This window comes from Lentihominibacter faecis, assembly GCF_014306095.1.
Lineage (GTDB): Bacteria > Bacillota > Clostridia > Peptostreptococcales > Anaerovoracaceae > Lentihominibacter > Lentihominibacter faecis.
Map to the genome: position 1 here is coordinate 1 of NZ_JACRWC010000051.1, position 25,442 is coordinate 25,442.

Below are 25,442 nucleotides of genomic sequence, written 5' to 3' on the forward strand. Positions count from 1 at the left end.
ATCAGTCATGCGGTTTTTATCAACGTTATTCAGGAAGTCTCCATTTATTGGGAATTTAATATGGATATAGAAAAAGCCCGACACCTTATTTCTAAGGTCGGGCTTTTGTCTACAGTCTGGAGACTGCCTGGAGGCAGCCTTTTTGTGTATGTTCGCCAGGTGAGAGCACCTGTATTTTTTGGAGGAGAGGGACGCCGAACTTCGAACGGGATCGCAGTATCCCGGGTAACGTGATATGAGGCTGGGTAGTACCTGAAGACCGGCGGCCTCCGATGTTTTATTTTCTGTAGTCTGTCGATTGTAGTTGCGGGGAATGTTTCCCTGCACCCATAGAATACTGCTAATTACGCGTTTTGTCACAGTTTAAGCAAGTGTTTTAAATGGATTTAAAACGGGTTTTAGTACTTTTAAGAGTTCTTTTATTATTTTTTGAACTTGACATTTATTGAATATTATTATAAAGTAGTGATAAAGTAACAGTTTAGTGAGTTAAAGCGACAAAACGCTGACGCACGCAAGGAACGTAACGGAGGATGGTTATGAAGAAGAAATTATTATGCGCTGCCATGATTATGATCATGGTTCTGGGCACGCTGGTGATGACAGGATGCGGTGGAAGCTCCGATAAGAGCGCTGACAAGGATACGCTGGTAGTCGGTCTGGACGATACCTTTGCACCGATGGGATTCCGTGATGAAAACGGAGACCTGGTAGGATTTGATATCGATCTGGCAAATGCTGTAGGAGAAGAGCTTGGTATGAAAGTAGAATTCAAGCCGATCGACTGGGATGCCAAGGAGATCGAACTGGAATCCGGCACCATCGACTGCGTTTGGAACGGCATGTCCGTAACACCTGAGAGAAAAGAAAGCATGGCGCTGACAGATAAATACCTGAACAACAAGATCGTGCTGATGACGCTGAAGACTTCCAGCACAGATGTTACGGATGCTTCTCAGCTGGCAAACTTGAAGATCGGTACTCAGGCGGATTCCGCAGCTCTGGAAATGCTGAAATCCAATGAAGCTTATGATTCTTTCAAGGCTAATATCAAGGAATACGACACATACGACACAGCCATCATGGATCTGAAGGCCGGTAGAGTAGACGTGATCGCAGTTGACCAGGTACTGGGCGAATACACCAACAAGAACCTGGGCGGCGAAATGAAAGAATGCAGCTATGATCTGGGCGATGACTACTATGTTATCGGTTTTGCAAAGGATAACACAGAACTTCGTGACAAGGTGAACGATGCGATCGGTAAGCTGTACGAGAATGGTGAAGCTGCCAAGATCAGTGAAAACTGGTTCGGTAAGGACATCGTAGTGTTCGAACCTCTGGAAGACTAGGGGAATTGAGGCAGATGCCGTTTTACAGCAAGATAAAAGTCGGGTCTGCTGGATCATATTAAGAAAGCATGTCGGTTGGGCAGGATACACTGCCCAACTTTTGACGTCTAAGACAGGTGAAAGGATAGGATCATGGATAAGATAATGGAATTTCTGCCCTTTATGCTGGAGGGAACGGTTCTTACGGTAGAACTGTTTGTGCTGACGCTGATATTGTCGCTGCCACTGGGGCTTCCGATCGCGCTGGGCAGTAACAGCCGCATAAAACCTCTAAGCTGGCTCTGCAAAATTTATGTATGGATTTTCCGGGGAACTCCGCTGCTGCTGCAGTTGTTTTTCTTTTATTTCTTCTTCCCGCTGGTGCTGAATATTCAGATGAATGTATTCTTCACCGTCGTGCTGACTTACGTACTCAACTATGCTGCATACTTTGCAGAAATCTACCGGGGCGGCATCAACAGTATCGACCGGGGACAGTATGAAGCAGCTTTCGCACTGGGGATTTCCAGGCGGCAGACCATGACGGACATCGTAATGCCGCAGACTATGAAGGCGATCCTGCCGCCGGTAGTAAACGAGGCGGTAACGCTGGTGAAAGATACGGCGCTTGCATCTACATTGCCGGTCATCGATCTGATGAAGGCTACAAACAGTGCGGTAAATCGGACGACGGATATGACACCGTTTTTTTTTGCTGCGATCATTTATCTGATCATGACGTTTGTTCTGACCATTATTTCAGGACGTCTGGAAAAATATTTCTCTCGGTATGATGCGAAGGAGGAAGACTGATGAGCGAAAAAGTAATTTTGGAAATGAAGGATATCGTCAAGGATTACTCCGGATTCAAAGCGGTGGATCATGTGGACTTTTCGCTGCATAAAGGTGAGATCGTAGCCATCATCGGACCGTCAGGTTCGGGAAAAAGTACGCTGCTGCGGTGCATCAACGGTCTCAATACTATCACCTCCGGCGAGATCGATCTGGAAGGGGAGACGGGTATGGTGTTCCAGCACTTCAATCTTTTCCCTCATATGACGTGTCTTGAAAATATCACATATGCGCCCATCAAAGTGAAGAAGATCCCGAAGGAACAGGCTGTAGCACGTGCAAAGGAACTTTTAAAGATGGTCGGGCTGGAATCGAAGGCTGATGTGTATCCGGCTCATATTTCCGGTGGACAGAAGCAGCGTGTGGCGATCGCACGGGCACTTGCAATGGATCCGGATGTTATGCTCTTTGACGAACCGACTTCGGCGCTGGATCCTGAGATCACCGGCGAAGTTCTGAACGTAATGAAGCAGCTGGCGGAAAAGCATACCACCATGATCGTTGTGACTCACGAGATGGGATTTGCCAAGGAAGTGGCGGATCGTGTCGTGTTTATGTCCGATGGAAAGATCGTGGAACAGGGCAATCCGACGGAGCTGTTTGAGCATCCGAAAAGCGAGCGACTGGTGTCGTTTCTGGGATCCATGCTGCGAGCGTAAAGCTGGATGACCGGCATGATTTTCTATCAAACGGCGGTATTTTAAGTAGATATACAGAATGTTTTTCGATATAATTAAATAATAATGAGTTTTAAAGCGATTTTTTAGGAGCAGATCATCGCAGAGACGGAGTACGAATGGTTATAGCTTAGAGCTTTTGACTTGGAGGTGTGAGACGATGCATAATCATGCGAGCAAAGAAGATATTATACAGCTTTTTACTGATTTTGTTTAAGACGAATTTCTTGCAGTGTGTTTTTTCTGTTTTTGATGTGGATTTTGACGTTTTCAGTACATTTTCAATTTACAGAAGCACAACCAATACTTTGCAGAAGAGAAAACAAAAACCTTGACACCCAATATACCCGTGTATATAATTAAAAGGATGTATAGATACAAATTAATTATGGATCAAGGGAGAGATTTATGAGAGATACTTGGAACACAGCAATCAAAATTTCAGATATCAGAACCGAAGACAGAGAGCGATTCGCGTCTCTCGGTATTGATTTTTCTTCTTTTTCTAATTGTTACATATTACCCGGTTTTGCAGATGTGCATGTGCATTTGAGAGAACCGGGTTTTTTATATAAGGAGACGATCCAAACGGGGACGATGGCGGCAGCAGCAGGAGGTTTTACTGATATTTTTTCCATGCCGAATCTGGATCCGTGTCCGGACAGCAGAGAACATTTACAGGTACAGCTGGATGCGATCAGAAAAGATGCAAAGGTCCACGTGTATCCTTACGGAGCCATTACGGTAGGAGAAAAGGGCGAGCAGCTGGCGGATCTTCGTGCAATGGCATCGGACGTGATCGCTTTTACCGATGATGGAAAGGGTGTTGCCAGCGAAGACTATATGCGTCAGGCTATGAAGCAGGCAAAGGAACTGGGCAGGATCATCGTGGCTCACTGCGAAGATGAATCCTATCCGAAAGAAAGCTCAGAGAGTGAATGGAAACAGCTTACGCGGGACATCAGGCTGGTAAGAGAAACAGGATGCAGCTATCACGTCTGTCACATTTCCACTAGAGAATCGGTGGAGCTGGTGCGCAGCGCCAAGGCGGAAGGACTGGATATCACCTGTGAAACGGCGCCGCATTATCTGGTGCTTTCCAGGGATGATATCGAAGATCACGGACGGTTCAAGATGAATCCTCCTATCAAGGGAAAAGAAGATCAGGCTGCACTGCTGGAAGCACTGAGGGATGGGACTATCGATATGATCGCTACAGATCATGCCCCTCACAGTGCAGAGGAAAAGGCAAAAGGATTTTCTGGGAGCGCCTTCGGTATCGTAGGGATGGAAACTGCATTTCCAGTGCTCTATACTCACCTGGTAACAAAAGGGAAGCTTACGCTTCAGGAACTGATAAAACTGATGCACACAAATCCAAGAAAGCGGTTTGGTCTGCCGTTAAACCGTCATGGCCTAAAAGAAGAACTGGAAAAAGAAAAGCCGAGTTTCGCAGTCTGGGATCTGGAACATTCTTATGGGATCGATCCGCAGAAGTTCCAGTCCAAGGGCAGAAGCTGTCCGTTTGAAGACTGGAACGTTCGCGGCAGGTGTCTGCTGACGGTGGTGGACGGCAGAACGATCTGGAATGCGGCAAATGCAGGAAAGGAGAATCGATGATGCGGGAGATCGAATTTACCATACTAGAAAACAAGCCTATAACGGATGATATCTGCAAAATGGTGCTGGAATGCAGTGCCGGGGAGCACGGCATAACCGCACCGGGACAGTTTATCAACATCAAGATCGACGGACTGTTTTTACGGCGTCCCATTTCTATCTGCGACTGGACAGAAACGACGGTCACAGTGATCTACAAGGTAGTAGGCAAAGGCACAGAACTCTTGAAAACCTATGAGCCGGGACGGCAGCTGAATGCATTAAGTGCGCTGGGAAACGGCTTCGCGCCTGCGCGAGCCGGGAAACGACCGCTCCTCATCGGAGGTGGCGTCGGTGTGCCTCCCCTGTATGGACTTTGCAGAAACTTGATAGAAGCGGGAGCACGACCGACCGTGATCCTGGGGTTCAACACAGAGCGCGAGGTGTTTTACAAGGAAGAATTCGAGAAGCTGGGCGCTGAGGTGCTGGTGGCGACAGCCGACGGGAGCATGGGGCAAAAAGGCTTTGTGACTGATGCGCTGCGAAACATTAAGGAGCCTGCCACATTCTTTTATACATGCGGACCGGAGCCGATGCTGAAAGCTTTGGACAAAGCCTTGGCGGAAGGCCTTGAAGGTGAGATGAGTTTTGAGGAGAGAATGGGTTGCGGATTTGGAGCATGTATGGGGTGCTCCTGCGAAACCAGGTATGGAGCTAAGCGGATCTGCAAAGATGGTCCGGTGCTGGAAAGGAGTGAGATCCTGTGGTAGAGACGAAGACGAACATGCTGCAGACGGAGCTTTGCGGAATAACGCTGGACAATCCGGTGATGGCGGCAAGCGGGACCTTTGGATATGGACGGGAGTTTGCGGAGCTTTACGATATCAACTGTCTGGGGAGCTTTTCTTTTAAGGGAACGACTTTGGAGCCGCGGTTCGGAAACCCGACGCCGCGGATCGCGGAGTGTGAGGCGGGGCTCATCAATTCCATAGGTCTGCAGAACCCGGGAGTGGAGAAGGTGATCGAAGAGGAACTTCCTCATCTGGCGACGATTTTTGATAAAAAGGTCATGGCTAACATCGGTGGATTTTCTGTGGAAGAATATGCGCAGGTGGCGCAGAGGCTGGATCTTTGCGATCAGATCGGATGGATCGAGGTGAATATTTCCTGTCCTAATGTACGGCACGGAGGTATCGCATTCGGGACGGATCCTGATGCTGCTGCCTCGGTGATCCGGGCGGTGAAAGACGCGGTCAGAAAACCGGTGATCGCTAAGCTTTCGCCTAATGTGACGGATATCACGAAGATGGCGATAGCCTGCGAAAATGCAGGTGCAGACGGCATTTCCCTGGTGAATACGCTGCTGGGAATGCGGATCGATCTGAAGACGAAAAAACCGGTGATCGCCAACAAGATGGGCGGTTTTTCGGGATCGGCTATTTTCCCGGCAGCACTTAGGATGGTATATCAGGTGTATGATGCAGTGAAGATTCCTGTGGTCGGGATCGGCGGGATCGCCACGGCGGAACAGGTGATCGAAATGATGCTGGCAGGAGCCTGTGCGGTACAGATCGGAGCAGCTAATCTGGTGGATCCGTATGTCTGCCGGAATGTGATCCGGGATCTGCCGGAAGTGATGAGAAAGTATGGTATTGCAGAGTTGAAGGATATAATCGGAGGTGCGCATAATGGGTAAAGATGTAATCATTGCTTGTGATTTCAGCAGCAAAAAAGAGACGATGGCGTTTCTTGAAAAATTCGGGCAGCGTCGACCGTATGTGAAGATCGGAATGGAGCTTTATTATGCGGAAGGCCCTGCCATCGTGCGTGAGCTGAAAGAGAGAGGGCATAAGGTGTTTCTGGATCTGAAGCTGCACGACATTCCAAACACGGTCAAGAAGGCTATGAGAGTATTATCGGGCATGGATATCGATATGTGCAATGTCCACGCAGGCGGCACCATCGCCATGATGGAAGCGGCTTTGGAAGGTTTGCGAAGAGAGGATGGCACACGTCCGCTTCTCATCGCAGTGACTCAGCTGACGTCCACGTCACAGGAGCAGATGGAAGACGACCTGCTCATCGAAGAAGATATGGAAAAGGTAGTTGGTCATTATGCATATAACACCAAGCTGGCAGGCCTTGACGGGGTGGTATGCTCCCCGCTGGAAGCGGAAAAAGTCCATGGCATTTGCGGAGACGATTTTCTTACCGTAACGCCGGGAGTACGCTTTGCAGATGATGCAAAGGGTGACCAGAGCAGAGTGACGACGCCGGCAAAGGCAAAGGAGTTAGGTTCGGATTATATAGTGGTAGGCCGGAGCATCACGGGAGCACCGGATCCGCTGGCGGCTTATGAGCGGTGTGTATCGGAGTTTTTATAGCACAGGATAAGGAGAGTTGAGATGAACGAAGATAAGAGACTGGAGTTAAAGAAGGAAATCGCAAAGGGGCTTTTGGATATCGAGGCGGTATTTCTGCGTCCGGAAGATCCGTTTACCTGGGCCAGCGGGATCAAGAGCCCGATCTACTGTGACAATCGCCTGATCCTGACAGCACCGAAAGTTCGCGATAAGGTGGAGCAGGCTATAGCCGATGTCGTAAAGGAAGAGTACCCGGAAGCGGAAGTGCTGATGGGGACCAGTACGGCAGGGATCGCTCATGCGGCTATCGCAGCCAGTATCCTGGACATGCCTATGGGATATGTGCGTTCCGGTAACAAAGATCATGGCAGAGGAAACAGGATCGAGGGCAGACTGCTGCCGGGTCAGAAGGTGGTCGTTGTGGAGGATCTGATCTCCACAGGCGGAAGTGCCATTGAGGTTGTGGAAGCTTTGAGAGAGGCCGGTGCACAGGTGCTTGGCATTGTCAGCATTTTTACTTATGGTATGGAAAAAGGTCTGGTTCGTATGGCGGAGGCCGATGTGAAGAACATCAGCCTTTCGGATTTTGATACCATCGTGCAGGTGGCCGCTGATACGGGGTACATCAAACAGGAGGATGTAAAGCGGCTGCTGGCATTCCGCAACGATCCGCAGGATGAAAGCTGGATAAGGGGGTAGTGACAACGATGAAACATCTGATCGACATAATGCAGCTGACAACAGAAGAAATCGATGAAATGATCGATACGGCTAATGATATCATCGCAAACCCAGATCAATACGCTGAAAAGTGCAAGCGGAAGAAGCTGGCGACTTTGTTCTTCGAGCCATCCACCAGGACTCGTCTCAGCTTCGAGGCGGCTATGTACGAACTGGGTGGAAACGTGCTGGGGTTCTCTGAGGCGCAGAGTTCCTCGGCAGCGAAAGGCGAAAGTGTGTCGGATACGATAAGGACAGTGGGAGCTTATGCGGATATCATCGCTATGCGTCACCCGAAGGAGGGCGCACCGATGGTAGCATGCCGTAGATCCACCGTGCCGATCATCAATGCGGGAGATGGCGGACACAACCATCCGACTCAGACTTTGACCGATCTTTTGACCATCAAGCGAGAAAAAGGCCATTTTGATGGTCTTACCATCGGCTTTTGCGGAGATTTGAAATTCGGACGGACGGTCCATTCTCTGATGGCGGCCATGTCTCGCTATGACAATGTGAAATTTATCTTCATCTCTCCGGATGAACTTCGTCTGCCAGAGTATCTGAAGGAAGATATACTGGATCCTAAGAACATCGAATATGTAGAGACAACGGATCTGGAAGATGCTATGCCGCAGCTGGACATCCTTTACATGACGAGAGTCCAGAGGGAGAGATTCTTCAATGAGCAGGACTACATCCGCCTGAAGGACAGCTATATCCTGACGCCGGACAAGCTGGCTGATGCAAAGGATTCTTTGAGCATCCTTCATCCGCTGCCGCGTGTCAATGAGATCTCAACTGCGGTGGATGATGATCCTCGTGCAAAATATTTTGAGCAGGTGCGTAACGGCAAGTTCATTCGGATGGCACTGATTTTGAAGCTTTTGGAGGTGAAGTAGATGATTATAGGAAAGATTGAAGACGGCATCGTGCTGGATCATATCAAGGCTGGCAGAGGAATGGAGCTTTACAGGATCCTGGGGCTTGATAATCTGGACTGCCAGGTGGCGCTCATCAAGAATGCCGACAGCGGCAAAATGAGGCGCAAGGATATCATCAAGATCGACAGGATCATCGACATCGACCTGGATGCCATCGGTTATGTGGATCCGGGGATCACGGTCAACATCATCAAAGGCGGAGAATTGGCGAAGCGGACCCATATCGATCTTCCGGAGGAGATCACCAACGTGATCCACTGTAAGAATCCGCGGTGCATCACCACTACGGAGCAGGAACTGCCTCATGTGTTCAAGCTGACTGACCGGGAAAAGCGAGTGTACCGGTGCATATACTGTGAAAGTAAGGCGAAATAAGGCGCCGGGATCGAAATACCGGGATGCAGGCTGGGCTGCCGGGCATCGCGGATCGACAGAAATTGTATAGAAAAACGCGTCAGGGCTGTTTGTGAAAGAACAGCTTGGCGCGTTTTTTATTTTGCTTTGGTGGAATGATGGTTGCCTGGCGATGATTTTGCTGGCGGAAATTAGGCTGCACGAGCGGATTATCTGTATAGGATGATTTAGATGGATTTCGGATATTCTGGATTGGAGGGAATACCTTGGATGCTGGTCTGGAGTATAAATCGGATAGTTGTAACGGATCAGTCCCATTAAGGGTGAGTGACATGCGATGATTTGAGGATCAGATTAACGTAGAAGGGTAGGCGTATCGGATTTCGGATAGTGTATTTTCATGGATTATCCCAACGTACTGCTATGGAGTGGATTTAGGGTATTTTCGTTGAACGGAAATATCCTGAATGGGTCTTGGAGTGGGAGATAGGTTATTTTCGGCGAGTGGCAGGGGTGGTTGCCTTGCGATTGTGGTAATTCTTGATTGAAACATGACTATTGTGGTATACTATTATCAGAATGAATGAAACGTGGATGCTTTACAGCGAATGAAAATGGAAAGAAAAGGAACACTATGATGGAAACTTATGATATTGCCATTATTGGCACGGGGCCTGCCGGGATTTCGGCGGCCATTACAGCAACTATTCGAAATAAGAAGATCATCCTGTTCGGGAGCCGGGAGCTGAGCGACAAGATCCGCAAGGCGCACCTGATCCAGAACTATCCAGGGTTTCCGGAATGCAGCGGGGAAGATCTTTGCAATGCATTTGCGGCACATCTGGAAAAGATGGGAATCGAGATCACGGAGGAAAAGATCAATGCGGTGTACCCGATGGGCGAAACCTTTGCGCTGCAGACTATGAAGAACGAAATGCATCAGGCGCGGTCGGTGATCCTGGCTTGTGGCATGGTGCAGGGCAAATTGCTGCCGGGGGAAGAAGAACTGGTGGGTCGCGGCGTCAGCTATTGCGCGACTTGTGATGCGCCTCTATATCGGGGGCGTTCGGTGGCTGTGATCGGTTACAGCCCGGAAGCGGAGGAAGAGGTTAACTTCCTGTCGGAGGTGGCGTCGGAGGTACTGTATTTCCCGGTGTATCGCGATGAGCCGAAGGTGTCGGAATCTGTAAAGGTGGTTCGACAGATTCCTCAGGCGATCCTCAACAAGGAGGCTGCCGAGGAGGCTTTTTCTCTTGCTCAGGCGGATCCTGCAAAGTCTTCTGCAAAGGACCTGGCTTCCGGCGAGGCGTTGTCTGCGGCCGGCGAGGCGTTATCAGTGGATGCGTTGAAGCAGGGGCAGCTGGCGGTGCAGACAACAAAAGGCACTTTTCCGGCGGACGGTATTTTCGTGCTGCGAAGCAGCGTTCCTGCTGGGCAGCTGATCCCAGGTATTGAGATGGACGGCGAACACGTCAAAGTGAACCTGCAGATGGAAACCAGCGTGCCGGGCTGTTTCGCCTGCGGGGATATTACCGGAAGACCGTACCAGTACGTGAAAGCCGCCGGACAGGGCAACGTGGCGGTGCTTTCAGCGGTTTCTTATCTGGATCAGAAGTGATTATCTATTTTGAAATCTGATATTTACGAAGAAGTCTTGATGCCTTGGTCTGTGTAATGCCCAGGGCATCTGCTACTTTATAGGAGCTTTTGTAGTGGGCATAATACTTTGCAAGGATCTTGCTTTCAAACTCGGAGACTGCAGCTTCGAAGTCAAGAGTATCATCTTCCTGTGGGATATCGGATGGGATCTCTTGTTTCTGTTCCACATCGTGCAGAGGAGGAATGTCATCCGTTGTGATGATATCTCTGCCGGAAGTGATTATGATCTTTTCGATGAGGTACTGCAGCTCACGAATATTGCCCGGCCAGGAATAGCTTTTTAACATGCTGACAGCAGTAGGTGTGATTGTTTTGGCAGTGTCGAATTTATCATTGTATTTACTGATAAAGAAATTAACAAGAGGCTCGATAGCATCGGCTCTGTCGCGAAGGGGCGGAATGAACAGCTCAATAACGCGGAGACGGTAATAGAGGTCTTCGCGGAATTTTTTTGCCTTGATGAATTCTTTTAAATTCTCGTTGGTTGCAGCAATAATGCGGACATTTACAGTTTTGCTCTTTAAAGCTCCGACAGGGGTATAGGTCTTCTCCTGGATGAGCTGCAAAAATTTTGACTGCAGATTATATGGCAGGAGTCCGATTTCATCAAGAAAGAGTGTTCCTCCGTCGGCCAGCTCCACCTGACCGGGCTTTCCTTTTTTACTGGCGCTTGTAAAAGCTCCGGAAGCATATCCGAATAGTTCCGATTCGATGAGACTTTCGGGGATGGATCCGCAGTTGATGGTAACAAAAGGTTTCTGTGCGCGGTTGCTGTTTTTATGGATATGACGCGCAAGAGCCGTTTTACCGGTGCCGGATTCTCCCTGGATCAGTATGGTAGAGTCGAAGTAGGCGATCCGGGAGATGGTCTGATTGATATCTGCCATGGCTCTGTCTGAAATCACCAGTTCATCAAAGGAGAGAGAGGACCGGGATGTTTGTGGACGATCAGAAGCTTTGGCAGGAAAAGCCAGGATCTGCTCTATATAGCAGTCCGCTTCACCCGGGTCTTCTGCGAGGCGAGTGACGGATACTTCCAGTGTAGCATCAGTCCCTTCCTGTAAAACCCGCGTTTCGGATTTCTTGTCTCGAATGCATTCCCGGATCAGCGATATAGACGTGTACTTTTCCGGAAGTTGAGAAAACGCATGGAAGTCAGCACTTTCATCAATTTGAAAATGCTGATCGAACGCAGGATTTCGATACAGGATCGTTTCGCTGGAATCCACAACGCAAAGAGGCTCTCTTATGGTTTCCAGTATATCTTTATAGAAATTTTTTTTCATAATTTATAAAAACCCATTCAAATGTAAAAAGTATTACTTTATAATATAAATATAACAAGGGTTTGGGACACTTTCAACATGAATTGATAAAAAAGGAACGATATGAATTTTTACAAGACGATTGAAGCGAATACCGATCAGATGGTGTCGGATATTAGTACATTGATCAAGTATAAAAGTATCCAGGGCGAAGCCGAGGACGGAATGCCTTATGGAAAAGGGATGGATGATGCCTTGAACTGTGTTCTGGATCTGGCAGAGAAAATGGGTTTTCGGACAAAGAAGCTGGATGGATACTGCGGATATGCAGAGTATGGGGAAAGCGATACATACATAGGCATTTTCTCACATGTTGACGTCAACGATGAAGACGATAACGAATGGAAGTACGATCCTTACGGAGGAATCGTAGATCAGGGACGGATCTACGGCTCTTCTGCGGTGGATAAAGGTGCTCTCATCGCGGTGCTTTATGCCTTGAAAGCTGTAAAGGAATCAAAATGCAGCCTGAAACGAAAGGTCCGGCTGATCATCGGAACGGATAACCGGAGATACTTTTCGGATATGGATGTATACATGAAGCACGAAAATCCACCTATTGCAGGATTTTCTGTAGATGGGCATTTTCCTGTCACGTATGCGGAGAAGGCGCTGGGTATGTTCGAGTTCGAGAAAAAAATCGTACAGGACGGGGAAGAATACATCGAGTACATGCATGGCGGCAAAGTGGACAATCTGGTCCCGGGATATTGCAGTGCAAAGCTGGTGACACAGAGAAAAACGGATATCTTAAAGAAAATGGAAGTCTATATTGCGGAAAGCCGTCATGATATCAATGCAAAGCTTCTGGATGACGGAGTGATGCTGGAGGCTTTCGGAAAGGAAAAGCATTGTGCTTCTATCGAGAAGGGGATCAACAGTATTGCGATCATGCTGGATTTCCTGCGTTATATCCAATTCGGTTCAAAAGATCTGCGTGAAGTCGTGGAGTTTCTTTGCGATAAGATCGGTTTTGATATTTACGGGGAACGGATGGGTATCGGATACGAGGACGAATTGACTGGAAAAACAGCCTTGAATCTGGGGACTTTGGCGTTTGAAGACGGAACACTGACGATCCGGATCGACTGCAGATTCCCTATTACAGCTAATTATTATCAGGCAATCGAGGTGATCAACTCGACATTCGAGAAAGAAGGCTTTCAAATCAATGAATCTTCTTACTGGCCGCCAACGTATTTGCCGAAAAATCATTTTCTGATCGAAGCGCTTTTAAAAAGCTATAGGGAAGTTACGGGCGATGACAGTGAGCCGGTTTCCGGAACCAGTGCAAGCTATTCGAAGGTAATGGCCAACATTGCAGCATTCGGTGCACATTATCCGGGAGAAGGGATCACCTGGGAACAGATCGATGAATCTCTGGAAATCGATACGTTGATCAAAACAACAAAAATTTATGCCAATGCTATCTACAGACTTTGCACGGAGATATAGTAAGGCGAAAACGACTTACAAATAAAACGTATGCGTTGAATAAGGCGAAAACGACTTGCACGTAAAAATAAATTAAGTTAAAATCAACTTAATCAAGAATAGATCTCAAAAAGACTTTTCATCCGGCAGCAAATAAGTTATATTTTTCACATAAAATTATGACTTTTTTGCTGTTTTTTTATTTGGCATGGATATTGCGATATTATGAGTTCGGAAAATCAATTACAGTTTTGAGGAGGTTATTATGGAAAAGGAAAAGAGAAAATTCAAATTAAAAACCCCAAACTCATATGTTATCATCATGGCCATTATTGCTATCGTAGCTGTACTGTCCTGGATCATTCCAGGGGGTGCGTATGATTATGTAGATCCAAATGCGGACAAGCTGGAGCCTATTGCCGGCACATTCCATACGATCGCATCTCATCCACAGGGACTGTGGTCTGTGATCATGGCTCCTATCACAGGATTCATGGATTCTGTTGATATTATCTTATACTGTCTGGTGATCGGTGGATACATTGCACTGGTTATGAAGACTGGCGCACTGGATGCAGCTATCGGAACTACGATGAAGCGGTTAGAAGGAAAAGAAATCATGCTGATCCCTACGCTGATGCTGATCTTCTCCGTTGCCGGTGCAGCATTTGGTATCGAAGAAGAAACACTGCCGTTCTTCCCGGTCCTGATCCCGATCTTTATTGCAGCAGGATATGACTCTCTGGTAGGACTTTCTGTTATAAAAATAGGGGCAGCTCTGGGCGTTATGGCGTCCATTGCAAATCCGTTCGCAGTTGCTATCGCAAGTAAATTCGCAGGGATCTCCATGGCAGATGGAATCGGTATCCGTATTATACTTCTCTGCATCTACATCCCGACCGGCATCATATTTACGATGCATTACGCAAAGAAAATCCAGAAGGATCCTACGAAATCCCTGGTTTACGCACAGGCTGAAGAAAATAAAAAGTTCTTCTTAGGAAACGGGTTTGACAAAAATGATCTGCCTGAATTCACTTTAAAACGGAAACTCATCCTGATCGTATTCGGATTATCTTTCCTTATCATGATCTGGGGCGTACTGTCCTGGGAAGACCTGGGCGTTACGATCTGGCCGACTATGGGATGGTGGTTCCCGGAACTGACTGCAGTATTCCTGGTTGCAAGCATCATAGTAGCTATAATCGACAGAATCAAGGTGGATGCTTTCATGGATATCTTCATCAAGGGTGCAGCTGATTTATTAAGCGTTGCGATCATCATCGGAGTAGCGCGTGGTGTGTCCGTGATCATGTCGGATGCTTCCATCACCGATACACTGTTACATTATTGCGAAACTGCAGTATCCAGCATGTCTTCCGGATTATTTGCAGGAATGAACTATCTGATCTTCCTGGTGTTATCATTCTTCATTCCGTCCAGTTCCGGTCTGGCAACATTGTCCATGAGCATCATGTCGCCGCTTGCTGACTTCGCGGGAGTAGGAAGAGAAATCGTTATTATTGCTTACCAGTCTGCAAATGCGATGATCTCTCTGATCGCACCGACATGCGGCCTGCTGATGGGTGTTCTGGCAATGACAAAAACTTCTTTTGGAACATGGGTACGCTTCGTGTGGAAGCTGTTAGTGTTTATTGCGACCGTTACCGTACTGGTACTTGTATTAGCTTGTATGATCCTGTATTAAAGCAGATCGAGGTGAAAGATGATGAAAGAAAGACTATTAACAAATACAGAACCTATTGATGTATTCCATTACTTTGAAGACCTGACATTCATCCCGCGTGAATCGGGAAATGAAAAGGAAGTGTCGGATTACCTGGTGAACTTTGCAAAAGAGCATGGCCTGGAATACAAGCAGGATGAATGGTACAACGTTCTGATCCGCAAAGAAGCCACTCCCGGCTATGAGGACCATCCAGGTGTGATCGTTCAGGCACATATGGATATGGTATGTGAGAAAAACGGAGACGTAGAGCATGATTTTGCGAAGGATCCAATCGTGTTTGAGGTGGAAGAGGATCGTGTCATCGCGAAAAACACTACCTTAGGTGCTGATGACGGAATTGGTGTTTCGTTCGGTCTGGCGCTGCTGGCGGATGATTCTATCAAACATCCGGCGATCGAATTCGTATGTACATCTGATGAAGAACGAGGCTTGCAGGGAATTGAAAATTTTGATTTCACGCAGTTAAAGGGAGACTACGTCATCAACGTAGACAGTGATGATGAAGGAGTAGTCGTTGTAGGATGCGCAGGCGGTCCGGTCGTAAAGGTCAATGTGCCAATCAGAAAAGTTCCGGCAGATCATAAAAAAGAGTACTATGCGATCAAAATCACAGGGCTGCGCGGAGGACATTCCGGAGAAGATATTCACAGAGGTCGTGCCAATGCCAATAAGCTGCTGATCCGTGTATTAAGAGCATTAGAGGAAAATGTAAGATTCGATCTGAGTGATATCACAGGCGGTCTGAAATACAATGCGATCCCGCGTAATGCAGAAGCTGTAATCGGGATCGAAAAGGAAGATAAGGCTGCTGTGGATGCAGTGATAGAACGCTTCAGCGGGATATTTGCAGATGAGTATCGTGTAAATGATCCGGGAATCACACTGGAAGCTGTTCCGCAGGAAACTGCAGATCATATTCTCGATGAGGCTTCCAGCAGAAGGGTGCTGGATTACATTGATTTCACAGAAACAGGGATCATCAGAAGAGATCAGGACTACCCGCAGTTTGTAGAAAGTTCTGTAAGTCTTGGAACTATCTCCATAAAGAATGATTCTGCAGAGATCTGGATCATGACAAGAAGTTCAAAAGAAAGTCAGCACAGAGCAATGTTCCAGCGTATCATTTCGCTGACCAAGGCATACGATGGAATCTATGAAGTGATGTCTGACTGTCCTGCATGGGAGTTTGATTCGGAATCACAGTTAAAGAAGAAGTTCGAAGATGTATTCAGAGAACTGTACGGAAAGGATCCATCCTTTATGATCCTGCATGCAGGTCTGGAACCGTGTGAGTTTGCAGTGAAGGTGGATCGTAAACTGGACATGATCTCGCTTGGACCAGATATCCGTGATCTTCACGCTCCAGGGGAGTACGTGGTCATTTCTTCGACACAGAGAGTCTGGGAATGCTTTAAACGTCTGATCGAAAGCTTATAAAAGAAAATCATGATATTTGTCCTATAAAAAATGCCGTTTCGGCGGTCTGCAGGGTGATGCAGGCTGACCGAAGCGGCATTTTTGTGATCGTGAAGTTTATCGATTTGCAAAGTTCGCGTTTACATAAAATAAAATTATGCCATTTCACGGATGAGGTTGACCATTTCGATGGCACTTTCCGCACAGTCGGAACCTTTGTTCCCTGCCTTTGTGCCGGCACGTTCGATGGCCTGTTCGATGTTCTCCGTAGTAACGACGCCGAACATTACAGGAATGCCTGTAGAGAGGGAAACCTGAGCGATGCCTTTGGAAACCTCATTGCAGACGTAGTCGTAGTGGCTGGTAGCTCCGCGGATCACTGCACCGAGGCAGATCACGGCATCGTACTTGCCGCTTTCAGCCATCTTGGAGGCGATGAGAGGGATCTCAAACGCACCAGGGACCCATGCTACATGGATGTCCTCTTCTTCTACGTTGTGACGTTTCAGCGTGTCCAGAGCACCGGAGAGGAGCTTGGATGTAATAAATTCGTTGAAACGTGCTGCAATAATGCCGACTCTGATTTTTTCCGATACTAATTTTCCTTCATATACTTTCATGTTCTTTTCCTTTCGTTTTTTGTGTGTTAGCGGTATGAATTACATGTCTTCCAGCAGGTGGCCCATGCGGCTCTTCTTGGTACGCAGGTATACCAGATCGTTTTTGTTGGCTTTGATCTGGATCGGGACGCGTTCGGTGATCTCCATGCCGAAATCAGACAGCTGATAGATCTTGTCCGGATTGTTGGTCAGAAGACGCAGTTCCTTTGCACCGAGATCTCTGAGGATCTGTGCACCGATGTAGTATTCGCGCAGGTCTCCGGCAAAGCCCAAGGCAATATTGGCGTCCAGGGTGTCAAGGCCTTTTTCCTGCAGCTCATAAGCCTTGAGTTTATTGATGAGACCGATCCCTCTGCCTTCCTGGCGCATGTAGAGGAGGATGCCTCTGCCTTCTTTTTCGATCTGGGTCATGGCTGCTGCCAGCTGATCGCCGCAGTCGCAGCGCAAAGATCCGAAGGTATCTCCCGTCATGCATTCGCTGTGGACTCTGCAAAGAAGATCCTTGCCGTCGCCGATGTCGCCTTTGACCAGAGCGATGTGGTGTTCTCCGTTGAGACGGTTTACGTAGCCGTAGGCCTTGAAGCTGCCGTATTTTGTCGGAAGGTTGACTGCTGCTTCGCAGTCCACCAGTTTTTCATGGCGTTTGCGGTAGTCCTGCAGTCCCTTTATAGTGATGAATTTCATATCGTATTTTTTGGCCAGCTCGATCAGTTCAGGGGTACGCATCATGGTACCGTCTTCACGCATTACTTCGCAGCAGAGTCCGCATTCCTTAAGACCTGCCAGGCGAAGGAGATCGACGGTGGCTTCCGTGTGGCCGTTTCGCTCCAGTACGCCGTTTTTCTTGGCTTTCAGCGGGAACATGTGCCCGGGGCGGCGGAAATCCTGCGGCTTGGAATTTTCATCGACACAGGCTCTTGCGGTCAGTCCGCGTTCTTCTGCGGAGATGCCGGTAGTAGTGTTCACGTGGTCGATAGAAACGGTGAACGCTGTTTCGTGGTTGTCGGTGTTTTCGCTGACCATCTGCGGGAACTGCAGCTTCATGCAGTACTCTGCGCTCATAGGCATGCAGATCAGACCCTTGGCTTCTTTGGCCATAAGGTTCACGTTTTCGGTCGTTGCAAATTCTGCGGCGCAGATCATGTCTCCTTCGTTTTCGCGATCTTCGTCGTCGGTCACGAGGATGACTTTTCCCTGACGCAGATCTTCTAAAGCTTCTTCGATGGTGTTAAATTGAAACATATTGTAATACCTCCTGTGGTCCTTTAAAATCCATTTTGTAATAAAAATTCTGCTGTTATCCCGGATGATGCGGGATGTGAACTGCTGTCGCTGCTGCCGTCTGAGTGAAGATCTCCACTCGTGTTTCCCTGATAGGGCTGCAAAAGCTTCGCAACGTATTTGCCGACGCAGTCGTTTTCCAGATTGACCATATCGCCGTTTTTCTTTTCGGAAAGAATGGTTTTCGCGGCGGTGTGGGGAATGATGGAAACTTGGAACCTGTCCTTGTCTTCCCGCGCTACGGTCAGGCTGATGCCGTCTATGGTAATGGAGCCTTTTTCTATGATGAATCGCATCAGTTCCGGCGGTGTTTTTATGGTATACCATATGGCATTGTCATCTTTTTTGATATCGGTTATGGTCCCGGTGCCGTCGATGTGACCGGAAACGATGTGACCGCCGAACCTGCCGTCTGCTTTCATGGCTCGTTCCAGATTGACGTGACTGCCGGGACGAAGAGTTCCCAGAGAGGAACGGTTCAGGGTCTCGTGCATTACATCCGCTGTAAACTGATTTTTGCTGAAGCTGGTCACTGTCAGGCATACGCCGTTGACGGCGATACTGTCTCCAAGGTGAACATCTTTTAGCACTGTTTCGGCAGCGATGGTGAGAACGGCGGAGGCTGCTCCGCGGTTGATGGTCCTGATCGTTCCTATTTCTTCGATGATGCCTGTGAACATGAAATCACCTCGCTTTCTATGAGGATATCATCACCCAGCATACGGATATCAGGCGTTCCCAGTGCAAAGCATTCTGCCGGGAGTTCTACGCCGGCGCCTCCGACAGGACCGGGTGCCTCCTGACTTCCAAAGATTTTCGGGGCGATGTAGGTTTGTATTTTATTGACGATCCCGCAGGAGAGGGCAGACCAGGCGATCTGGCTTCCGCCTTCGATGAGGACGCTGTCGATTTTTTCCTTTCCCAGGGCTTCCATCAGTGCGTGCAGATCCGGGTGCCCGTCTTTTAAAGGAAGGGGCAGGATCCGGCAGCCGGCAGCCTTAAGTGCTTCTGCTTTGCGGGAAATTTCCGGGAGAGATGAGCGCAGCACCGGAGAGCCTGTATCGGAAGTCTGTAGAAGGTCTGCTCCGACTGCGATGATGGTCGGGATCTCTTTTGCTGTGCGGACGATCTGAGAATCCAGCGGGATCCGCAGTTTTGTGTCGCAGATCACTCGAAGAGGATCTTTGCCGCCTTCGATCCTGCAGTTGAGCAGGGGATCATCGGTAAGCACCGTGCCGATCCCTGCGAGAATAGCTGCGTGCCTGTTCCTGTCTTTATGGACGTTTTCTCTTGCTTTTTCTCCTGTGATCCAGCGTGATGCTCCCGTTCTGGTTGCGATCCTGCCGTCCATTGTCATGGCGTATTTCAGCGTGACATAGGGCATTCCTGTCTGGATATAATGGAAGAAGATCGCATTTATAGCGTCGCATTCTTCACGCATGAAGTCTTCTGTTACTTCTATACCGTGCTCCTGAAGGATCCGGGATCCTTTGCCGGAGACCAGCGGGTTGGGATCACGTGATCCGATGATCACATGTTTGATGCCGCTTTCGAGTATAGCCTCGGTGCATGGTGGCTGTTTGCCGTGGTGACAGCAGGGCTCCAGAGTCACATAGATGGTGGCTCCTTCCGGCGACTGGGTGCAGGCGGCCAGAGCAGCGCGTTCTGCATGGAGGTCGCCGTACCGTGCATGGTATCCCTGCCCGATGATCTGATCGTCTTTTACGATCACGGCACCTACCAGCGGGTTGGGACTGGTGTGGCCGGTACCTTGCAAGGCCAGCTGGATGGCCAGTTTCATATAGTCGCTATTGATCATGTTGATATCCTTTCTGTTGATATGAATAAAGCCCCGATCCGGCAGGATCGGGGCAGTTGTTTTTTGAAGGTGCGGAGCACTTTGCACAAGATGCTCGCAGAGCGCTTTGCAGGAGAAATAAGGCTTCCTGCTGCATGTCTGTTATGAAAAAAGCTCTGAAACCAGTGGCTTCAGAGCTGATGCATACAAAACAAACGTGTCACACGCATTGTTATCTTCTATCATCCAGACTGTACTGTCGGTTTTGGAATCTCACCAAATCAACGCTGCAGCGCTCGCGGACTTTACCGCCGGTCGGGAATTTCACCCTGCCCCGAAGATGTTTATGAAACTATAATCATGTTAGACCTGCGTAGGACTTTTGTCAATAGGAAATTCTGAAAAATTTAGGGATGGGGATCCAAATTTAAAAATCCAGGGCTGACAGGATCTGCTCAACCTGAGACATGTCGAGGGTTCCGTTTTGGTCGTAGGTAACGACGAGATTGATATAGGGAAGAAAGCCGCATTCGAAATATCGGAGTAGTTTTTGAAGGTTCTGCATCGCATAGTTTTCGATGTCCATCATACCCAGGTGTTCCCAGTAGATCAGTTTACGGGTTTTAGGATGTAGAATGGTGAAATCGGGACGGACGGGATTCCCTTCCAGATAAAGAGGAAATTCGTATTTATATGGAATGTGGCAGTATTCGAAGTGGGTCCCCAGCAGCAGTTCTGACTTGGAACGGACGTAGATGCCGCCAGGTGTGCGATGGATCAGCTGTTCTGGATGGATAGGGTTTGGATCGTAAGGCTCTGATAGCCAGCGTCGGATCTCTGCATCTGTTGCATGGTGCTGCAGTGAAGGATACAACTCTCCGTGAAGGTAATCCAGTGCCTGTGCAGTTCGTGACTTTTCCTGTGTTGTGCCGGCAAGGGTCCCGCGAATAGTCTGGATGATGGGTGCAGTCAGATCGGCAGAAAAGAGCTCAGGCAGCGGGGTATAGTCTTTCACTATTTGTTCAAGCAGCGTGATGTTACGAGCGAGCTTTGGCTGGAGCTGCTTCAAAGCCTTGGATTGTACAATATTTTGAAGTAGTTCGGTATTCTTCTGTGCGATATAGGTCGGCTTGCCGTTTACTACAGTGTATGGGCGAGGTTTCCCATGCTCAAAACGTGTGTGCAGACTACGGCAGGTCAGAGAGGCTCTGCGTTTCTGGCAGCGGTTATAGATTTTCTTCATTTCCTGTAGTTCATTTTGCAAGAGTGTTGTTGTGATCATGGGAAACTCCTTTTCATTGCTGGGGTTGGGTATTGGGTAGTGTGATTATATATGTGTAAATGCGGCGGGGTCAAAGGAAAGTTTTGAAATTGTAATGATCAGGTCGGTTATTGTAATATTTCCGTCAGCTCGGAGACAGGGTAGCGGAAATTTGGCTATAAAAGTTTTTGGTGCGTTTCAGTCAGTTATTATGTGATAAAAGGGCTAGACTGACTGAAATATTGAAACGGTCAATCAGATGGAATCGATGGCCGGGGATCGCATTGATGCATTTCAGTCAGTTAGAATGTGAAAAGGTTGGTAGACTGACTGAAGGTGAGAGACGAAACTGCTAGAAAAGGCAGTTGAATAGAGTTGTGATGAATTGGGACAAGATAGTTCAGTCAGTTTAGCGGTCGATGGAAGCATAAACTGACTGAAACGTATTTCCGGGTGAGAGCCGCTGGAAGAGTAGATGCTGAAATTCATCGTTCTGCAAGGAATTTTCAAAAAATTATCAAAAAATGCTTGACTTTGTGGGGTGTTCGGGTATAATTTAAGTATACCAAAAAGGTAAAGTAATTGTGAGGGTGGCTGCACAGGCTGCAAAGCGGTGTGATCCGGCGATCCGGCGATCCAGCGATCCGGCGATCCGGCGATCCAGCGATCCGGCGATCCGGCGATCCGGCGATCCGGCGATCCAGCGATCCAGCGATCCAGCGATCCGACGTTCCAGCGTTCCGGTATCAGGCAAGTGTGAAGGCCCGGCATGTAGATCATAGAGATCATTTTCAAGGAGGTAAGAAACATGAGATTTTTTATTTGTGAACATTGTAAGAACATCGTAACTTTTGTAGAGGACAGTGGCGTTCCAGTAATGTGCTGTGGCCAGAAGATGACTGAACTGGTTGCCAACACGACGGATGCGGCACAGGAAAAGCATGTTCCGGTCGTAGAAAAAGACGGTGACAAGTTGATCGTAAGCGTTGGAAGCGTAGAGCATCCAATGACAGAAGAGCATCATATCGCATGGATCGCTGTTGAGACTAAGAATGGCAGCCAGATCAAATATCTGGATCATACCGGAGCACCTAAGGTGGAATTTGCACTGGGCGGTGAAGAAGTGGAAGCCGTTTATGCATACTGCAATCTCCACGGACTCTGGAAAGCATAGACTCAACAGGAGAGTAAAACAGGAGCAATAAAACATGTCAAATTTAACGTGCAAAGCACTGGCAGCTGCGGCCGTTTCCCTGCTGGAGGAACGGCCGCTTGATAAGATCACCGTGCGTGATATTACTGACAGGTGTGGGCTGACGCGAAACACCTTTTATTATCATTTTCAGGATATTTACGATTTGCTGGGATATATTTTTCGGGAAGAAGCTGATGCCACTTTAGAAAAATACTCAGTCAAGGGAGACTGGAAGGAAGTCTTTCTTGACATTTTGTCATATCTGAAAATGAAGAAAAGGATGATCGAACACGTCTACTATTCCACGCGAAAAGAAGAACTTGAATTTTATGTACAGCAGGTAGTCGGTGTCTATGCACTTCAGTTTATCGAGATCGAAACGGCGGGTCAGGAAGTCAGCAAACTGGTCAAGGGAACGGTTGCAGATTTTTATCGGAATGCGTTTGTCGGAGCCACCTTTCAGTGGATCAGGGATGGCATGAAGGCTACGCCGACGGTCATGGCGGCATTATATGATAATATGTTTCGTGGTACGCTGCAGCAGGCTATCGACAGCGCACGGGAAGTATTGGATTAAGAGCCGCCTTTGCAGAAAAAAAACAGAAAGAATCCATTGGGCAAAAAAAGACTGATGCACAAATTTTGTGCATGGTCTTTTTTTTGATTATTTGGTTTTAAATGGGAGGGTGGTAAACTTACGCTGTAGATTTTTTCAAGATATGGGGTGATAGAAATTATGTTGAAACTAGGTGAGGCGATCACGCGGAAACGGAAGCTGATTCTGGTGGTTGCCGTACTGCTTTTGATCCCGTCTGTCCTTGGTATGATAGCGACGCGGATCAACTACGACGTCCTGAGTTATCTGCCGGATGATATCCAGACTATCAAGGGGCAGGATATCCTGCTGGATGACTTTGGGAAGGGCGGTTTCGCCATGGTCATGGTGGACGGCATGAACCAGAAGGACGTCTCGGCTCTGAAGAGCAAATTTGAAGATGTGGATCATGTGGACAGCGTGATCTGGTATGACAGTATTGTGGACTCGTCGGTGCCCCTGGAGATGGTGCCGGGCGATGTGTACAAGAAATTCAACAGCGGGGATACGACGCTGATGGCGGTGTTTTTCGATGAGGGAACTTCGGCAGACGGCAGTCTGGAGGCTGTGGCCAAGATCAGGCAGATCGGCGGGAAACAGTGTTTTGTCAGCAGTATGACCGCATTTGTAGAGGACCTGAAGGAACTGGCTGAGAAGGAAGAACCGATTTATGTAGGTCTGGCTGTACTGCTCTGCTGCATCATTTTGGCGATTTTCATGGATTCCTGGATGATCCCGGTGGTGTTCATGGCGGGGATCGGTATGGCGATACTATACAACCTGGGATCCAACTTTTTCCTGGGGCAGGTTTCCTACATTACGAAGGCGCTGAGTGCGGTGCTTCAGCTGGGGGTAACCATGGACTATTCCATCTTCCTCTGGCACAGTTACGAGGAGCAGCGGCAGGATCCGTCGAAGGATAAGAATGCTGCCATGGCACAGGCGATTTCCAATACCTTCGCATCTATTACAGGAAGTTCGATCACAACGGTTGCAGGTTTCCTGGCTATGTGTTTCATGACATTTACACTTGGCAGGGATCTGGGTATCGTTATGGCAAAGGGCGTTATTTTTGGTGTGCTCGGTTGTATCACGATCCTGCCTTCGCTGATTTTGACGTTTGAAAGGGCTATCGAGAAAACGCGTCACAAGAACATTACGCCGAAATTCGACAAGCTTTCTGCAAAGATCACGAAGAAGCCTGGTATTTTTGCTGTCATCTTCATCGTGCTGCTGGTACCGGCGCTCTTTGGATATACTCATACCAGCGTATATTACAACCTGGATAAGAGTGTGCCGCAGACGCTGCCGTTTGCAGTGGCCAACGAGAAACTGGGAGATGAGTTCGATATGAACACGACTCATATGCTGCTGGTGGATGCGGATATGGATAAAAAAGATGTAGATGATATGATGAGCGACATCGACAAGGTAGACGGTGTTAAATACACTATGGGACTGGAAAGTGCTCTCGGTCCTGCCGTTCCTGATGAGATCCTGCCGGGCGAGGTGGGCAGCATCGTCAAGAGCGACGATTATCAGCTGCTGATCATCAGTTCTAAATACAAAGTAGCCAGCGACAAGGTAAACAAGCAGATCGACGAGATCAATCAGGTGGTAAAACAGTATGACAACAAGGGTATGCTCATCGGAGAAGCACCTTGCACCAAGGACCTGATCGATATTACAGATCGCGACTTCAAGGTGGTCAGTGCCATCTCCATCCTGGCGATCCTGCTGATCATCGCTTTTGTATTGCGGTCGGTTTCTCTGCCGATCATCCTGGTAGCGGTCATCGAGCTGGCGATCTTTATCAATATGGGGATCCCGTACTTTACGGGGACGGAGCTGCCGTTTATCGCTTCGATCTGTATCGGTACGATACAGCTGGGGTCTACTGTAGACTATGCGATACTGATGACCACCAGGTACAAGCGAGAGAGATTTCTTGGCAACGACAAGCGGACTTCGGTGCGGATCGCACATTCGACGTCGATGCCATCTATCATGGTCAGTGCACTGGGATTCTTTGCAGCGACTTTCGGTGTTGCGATCTATTCCGACATCGACATCATCAGTTCGCTGTGCACGCTGATGGCACGCGGCGCCATCATCAGTATGTTGGTGGTTATGTTCATCCTGCCGTCCATGTTCATGCTGTTTGACAAGCTGATCTGCAAGACGAGCAAGGGGTTCATCAAGAAAGATGGTAATGGAAATACAGGCGGTAAGGGAGCGATCCCTCCGATTATGGATACGGCTGAATAG

At 48.3% G+C, this 25,442-nt stretch carries 24 protein-coding genes and 1 riboswitch; of the genes, 18 read left to right on the forward strand and 6 right to left on the reverse strand.

Annotated elements, in window-relative coordinates:
* The first annotated feature begins 539 nt into the window (after positions 1–539).
* The 11 genes from H8876_RS03815 (at position 540) to H8876_RS03865 (ending at position 10,458) form a co-directional block, all read left to right on the forward strand.
* Complete coding sequence (locus H8876_RS03815; protein WP_249286602.1) at positions 540–1,352, forward strand: amino acid ABC transporter substrate-binding protein; 813 nt, start codon at positions 540–542, stop codon at positions 1,350–1,352.
* A gap of 132 nt (positions 1,353–1,484) precedes the next feature.
* Positions 1,485–2,144, forward strand: a complete 660-nt coding sequence (locus H8876_RS03820; protein WP_249286603.1) for an amino acid ABC transporter permease — start codon at positions 1,485–1,487, stop codon at positions 2,142–2,144.
* Positions 2,144–2,842, forward strand: a complete 699-nt coding sequence (locus H8876_RS03825; RefSeq protein ID WP_283241746.1) for an amino acid ABC transporter ATP-binding protein — start codon at positions 2,144–2,146, stop codon at positions 2,840–2,842. Before H8876_RS03820 ends, H8876_RS03825 begins: the two co-directional genes overlap by 1 nt.
* A gap of 426 nt (positions 2,843–3,268) precedes the next feature.
* Positions 3,269–4,480 carry a dihydroorotase gene (locus H8876_RS03830; protein WP_249286604.1) on the forward strand — a complete coding sequence of 404 codons (1,212 nt, stop codon included), beginning with the start codon at positions 3,269–3,271 and terminating at the stop codon, positions 4,478–4,480.
* On the forward strand, positions 4,477–5,229 hold the full coding sequence (locus tag H8876_RS03835) for a dihydroorotate dehydrogenase electron transfer subunit (RefSeq protein WP_249286605.1): 753 nt from the start codon (positions 4,477–4,479) through the stop codon (positions 5,227–5,229). Before H8876_RS03830 ends, H8876_RS03835 begins: the two co-directional genes overlap by 4 nt.
* The gene (locus H8876_RS03840; protein WP_465250728.1) at positions 5,223–6,155 is read left to right on the forward strand and encodes a dihydroorotate dehydrogenase; all 933 of its coding nucleotides are present in this window, start codon (positions 5,223–5,225) and stop codon (positions 6,153–6,155) included. Before H8876_RS03835 ends, H8876_RS03840 begins: the two co-directional genes overlap by 7 nt.
* Entirely contained in the window at positions 6,148–6,843 is a 696-nt protein-coding gene (gene pyrF / locus H8876_RS03845; RefSeq protein WP_249286606.1) for an orotidine-5'-phosphate decarboxylase, read from the forward strand. Before H8876_RS03840 ends, pyrF begins: the two co-directional genes overlap by 8 nt.
* Positions 6,844–6,864: 21 nt before the next feature.
* Complete coding sequence (gene pyrE / locus H8876_RS03850) at positions 6,865–7,521, forward strand: orotate phosphoribosyltransferase (RefSeq protein WP_249286607.1); 657 nt, start codon at positions 6,865–6,867, stop codon at positions 7,519–7,521.
* Entirely contained in the window at positions 7,521–8,444 is a 924-nt protein-coding gene (gene pyrB, locus H8876_RS03855) for an aspartate carbamoyltransferase (protein ID WP_465250729.1), read from the forward strand. The genes pyrE and pyrB overlap by 1 nt, the downstream gene beginning before the upstream one ends.
* Entirely contained in the window at positions 8,445–8,861 is a 417-nt protein-coding gene (locus H8876_RS03860; protein ID WP_249286608.1) for an aspartate carbamoyltransferase regulatory subunit, read from the forward strand. It begins immediately after the preceding gene.
* 613 nt (positions 8,862–9,474) lie between these two features.
* Positions 9,475–10,458, forward strand: coding sequence for an NAD(P)/FAD-dependent oxidoreductase (locus H8876_RS03865; RefSeq protein ID WP_417493220.1), 984 nt, complete (start codon positions 9,475–9,477; stop codon positions 10,456–10,458).
* 4 nt (positions 10,459–10,462) lie between these two features.
* On the opposite strand, the gene H8876_RS03870 is transcribed toward H8876_RS03865, so the two are convergent.
* Positions 10,463–11,785 (reverse strand): sigma-54 interaction domain-containing protein, encoded by a 1,323-nt coding sequence (locus H8876_RS03870; protein WP_249286609.1) that lies wholly within the window; start codon positions 11,783–11,785, stop codon positions 10,463–10,465.
* A gap of 102 nt (positions 11,786–11,887) precedes the next feature.
* Between H8876_RS03870 and H8876_RS03875 the strand changes: the two genes are divergently transcribed.
* The 3 genes from H8876_RS03875 (at position 11,888) to pepD (ending at position 16,445) form a co-directional block, all read left to right on the forward strand.
* Positions 11,888–13,279: a Sapep family Mn(2+)-dependent dipeptidase gene (locus tag H8876_RS03875; RefSeq protein ID WP_249286610.1), complete on the forward strand. Its 1,392-nt coding sequence runs from the start codon at positions 11,888–11,890 to the stop codon at positions 13,277–13,279.
* A 244-nt stretch (positions 13,280–13,523) separates the two neighbouring features.
* Positions 13,524–14,966 (forward strand): YfcC family protein, encoded by a 1,443-nt coding sequence (locus H8876_RS03880; protein WP_249286611.1) that lies wholly within the window; start codon positions 13,524–13,526, stop codon positions 14,964–14,966.
* An 18-nt stretch (positions 14,967–14,984) separates the two neighbouring features.
* Positions 14,985–16,445, forward strand: coding sequence for a beta-Ala-His dipeptidase (gene pepD, locus H8876_RS03885; protein WP_249286612.1), 1,461 nt, complete (start codon positions 14,985–14,987; stop codon positions 16,443–16,445).
* A 134-nt stretch (positions 16,446–16,579) separates the two neighbouring features.
* Here pepD and ribH read toward each other — a convergent pair whose 3' ends face one another.
* From ribH to H8876_RS03910, 5 genes are all read right to left on the reverse strand, one after another.
* Complete coding sequence (ribH, locus tag H8876_RS03890; RefSeq protein ID WP_177265433.1) at positions 16,580–17,044, reverse strand: 6,7-dimethyl-8-ribityllumazine synthase; 465 nt, start codon at positions 17,042–17,044, stop codon at positions 16,580–16,582.
* 39 nt (positions 17,045–17,083) lie between these two features.
* The gene (locus tag H8876_RS03895; RefSeq protein ID WP_249286613.1) at positions 17,084–18,286 is read right to left on the reverse strand and encodes a bifunctional 3,4-dihydroxy-2-butanone-4-phosphate synthase/GTP cyclohydrolase II; all 1,203 of its coding nucleotides are present in this window, start codon (positions 18,284–18,286) and stop codon (positions 17,084–17,086) included.
* A 23-nt stretch (positions 18,287–18,309) separates the two neighbouring features.
* On the reverse strand, positions 18,310–19,005 hold the full coding sequence (locus H8876_RS03900) for a riboflavin synthase (protein ID WP_249286614.1): 696 nt from the start codon (positions 19,003–19,005) through the stop codon (positions 18,310–18,312).
* Positions 18,978–20,144, reverse strand: coding sequence for a bifunctional diaminohydroxyphosphoribosylaminopyrimidine deaminase/5-amino-6-(5-phosphoribosylamino)uracil reductase RibD (ribD, locus tag H8876_RS03905; RefSeq protein ID WP_249286615.1), 1,167 nt, complete (start codon positions 20,142–20,144; stop codon positions 18,978–18,980). Before ribD ends, H8876_RS03900 begins: the two co-directional genes overlap by 28 nt.
* Before the next feature lie 209 nt (positions 20,145–20,353).
* Positions 20,354–20,469, reverse strand: a riboswitch (FMN riboswitch).
* A gap of 81 nt (positions 20,470–20,550) precedes the next feature.
* The gene (locus tag H8876_RS03910; protein WP_249286616.1) at positions 20,551–21,405 is read right to left on the reverse strand and encodes a hypothetical protein; all 855 of its coding nucleotides are present in this window, start codon (positions 21,403–21,405) and stop codon (positions 20,551–20,553) included.
* Positions 21,406–21,968: 563 nt separating this feature from the next.
* Between H8876_RS03910 and H8876_RS03915 the strand changes: the two genes are divergently transcribed.
* From H8876_RS03915 to H8876_RS03930, 4 genes are all read left to right on the forward strand, one after another.
* Entirely contained in the window at positions 21,969–22,166 is a 198-nt protein-coding gene (locus H8876_RS03915; protein WP_249286617.1) for a hypothetical protein, read from the forward strand.
* 26 nt (positions 22,167–22,192) lie between these two features.
* On the forward strand, positions 22,193–22,558 hold the full coding sequence (locus H8876_RS03920; RefSeq protein ID WP_249286618.1) for a desulfoferrodoxin family protein: 366 nt from the start codon (positions 22,193–22,195) through the stop codon (positions 22,556–22,558).
* A 34-nt stretch (positions 22,559–22,592) separates the two neighbouring features.
* Positions 22,593–23,156 carry a TetR/AcrR family transcriptional regulator gene (locus H8876_RS03925; RefSeq protein ID WP_177265385.1) on the forward strand — a complete coding sequence of 188 codons (564 nt, stop codon included), beginning with the start codon at positions 22,593–22,595 and terminating at the stop codon, positions 23,154–23,156.
* A 159-nt stretch (positions 23,157–23,315) separates the two neighbouring features.
* Entirely contained in the window at positions 23,316–25,442 is a 2,127-nt protein-coding gene (locus H8876_RS03930) for an efflux RND transporter permease subunit (RefSeq protein ID WP_249286619.1), read from the forward strand.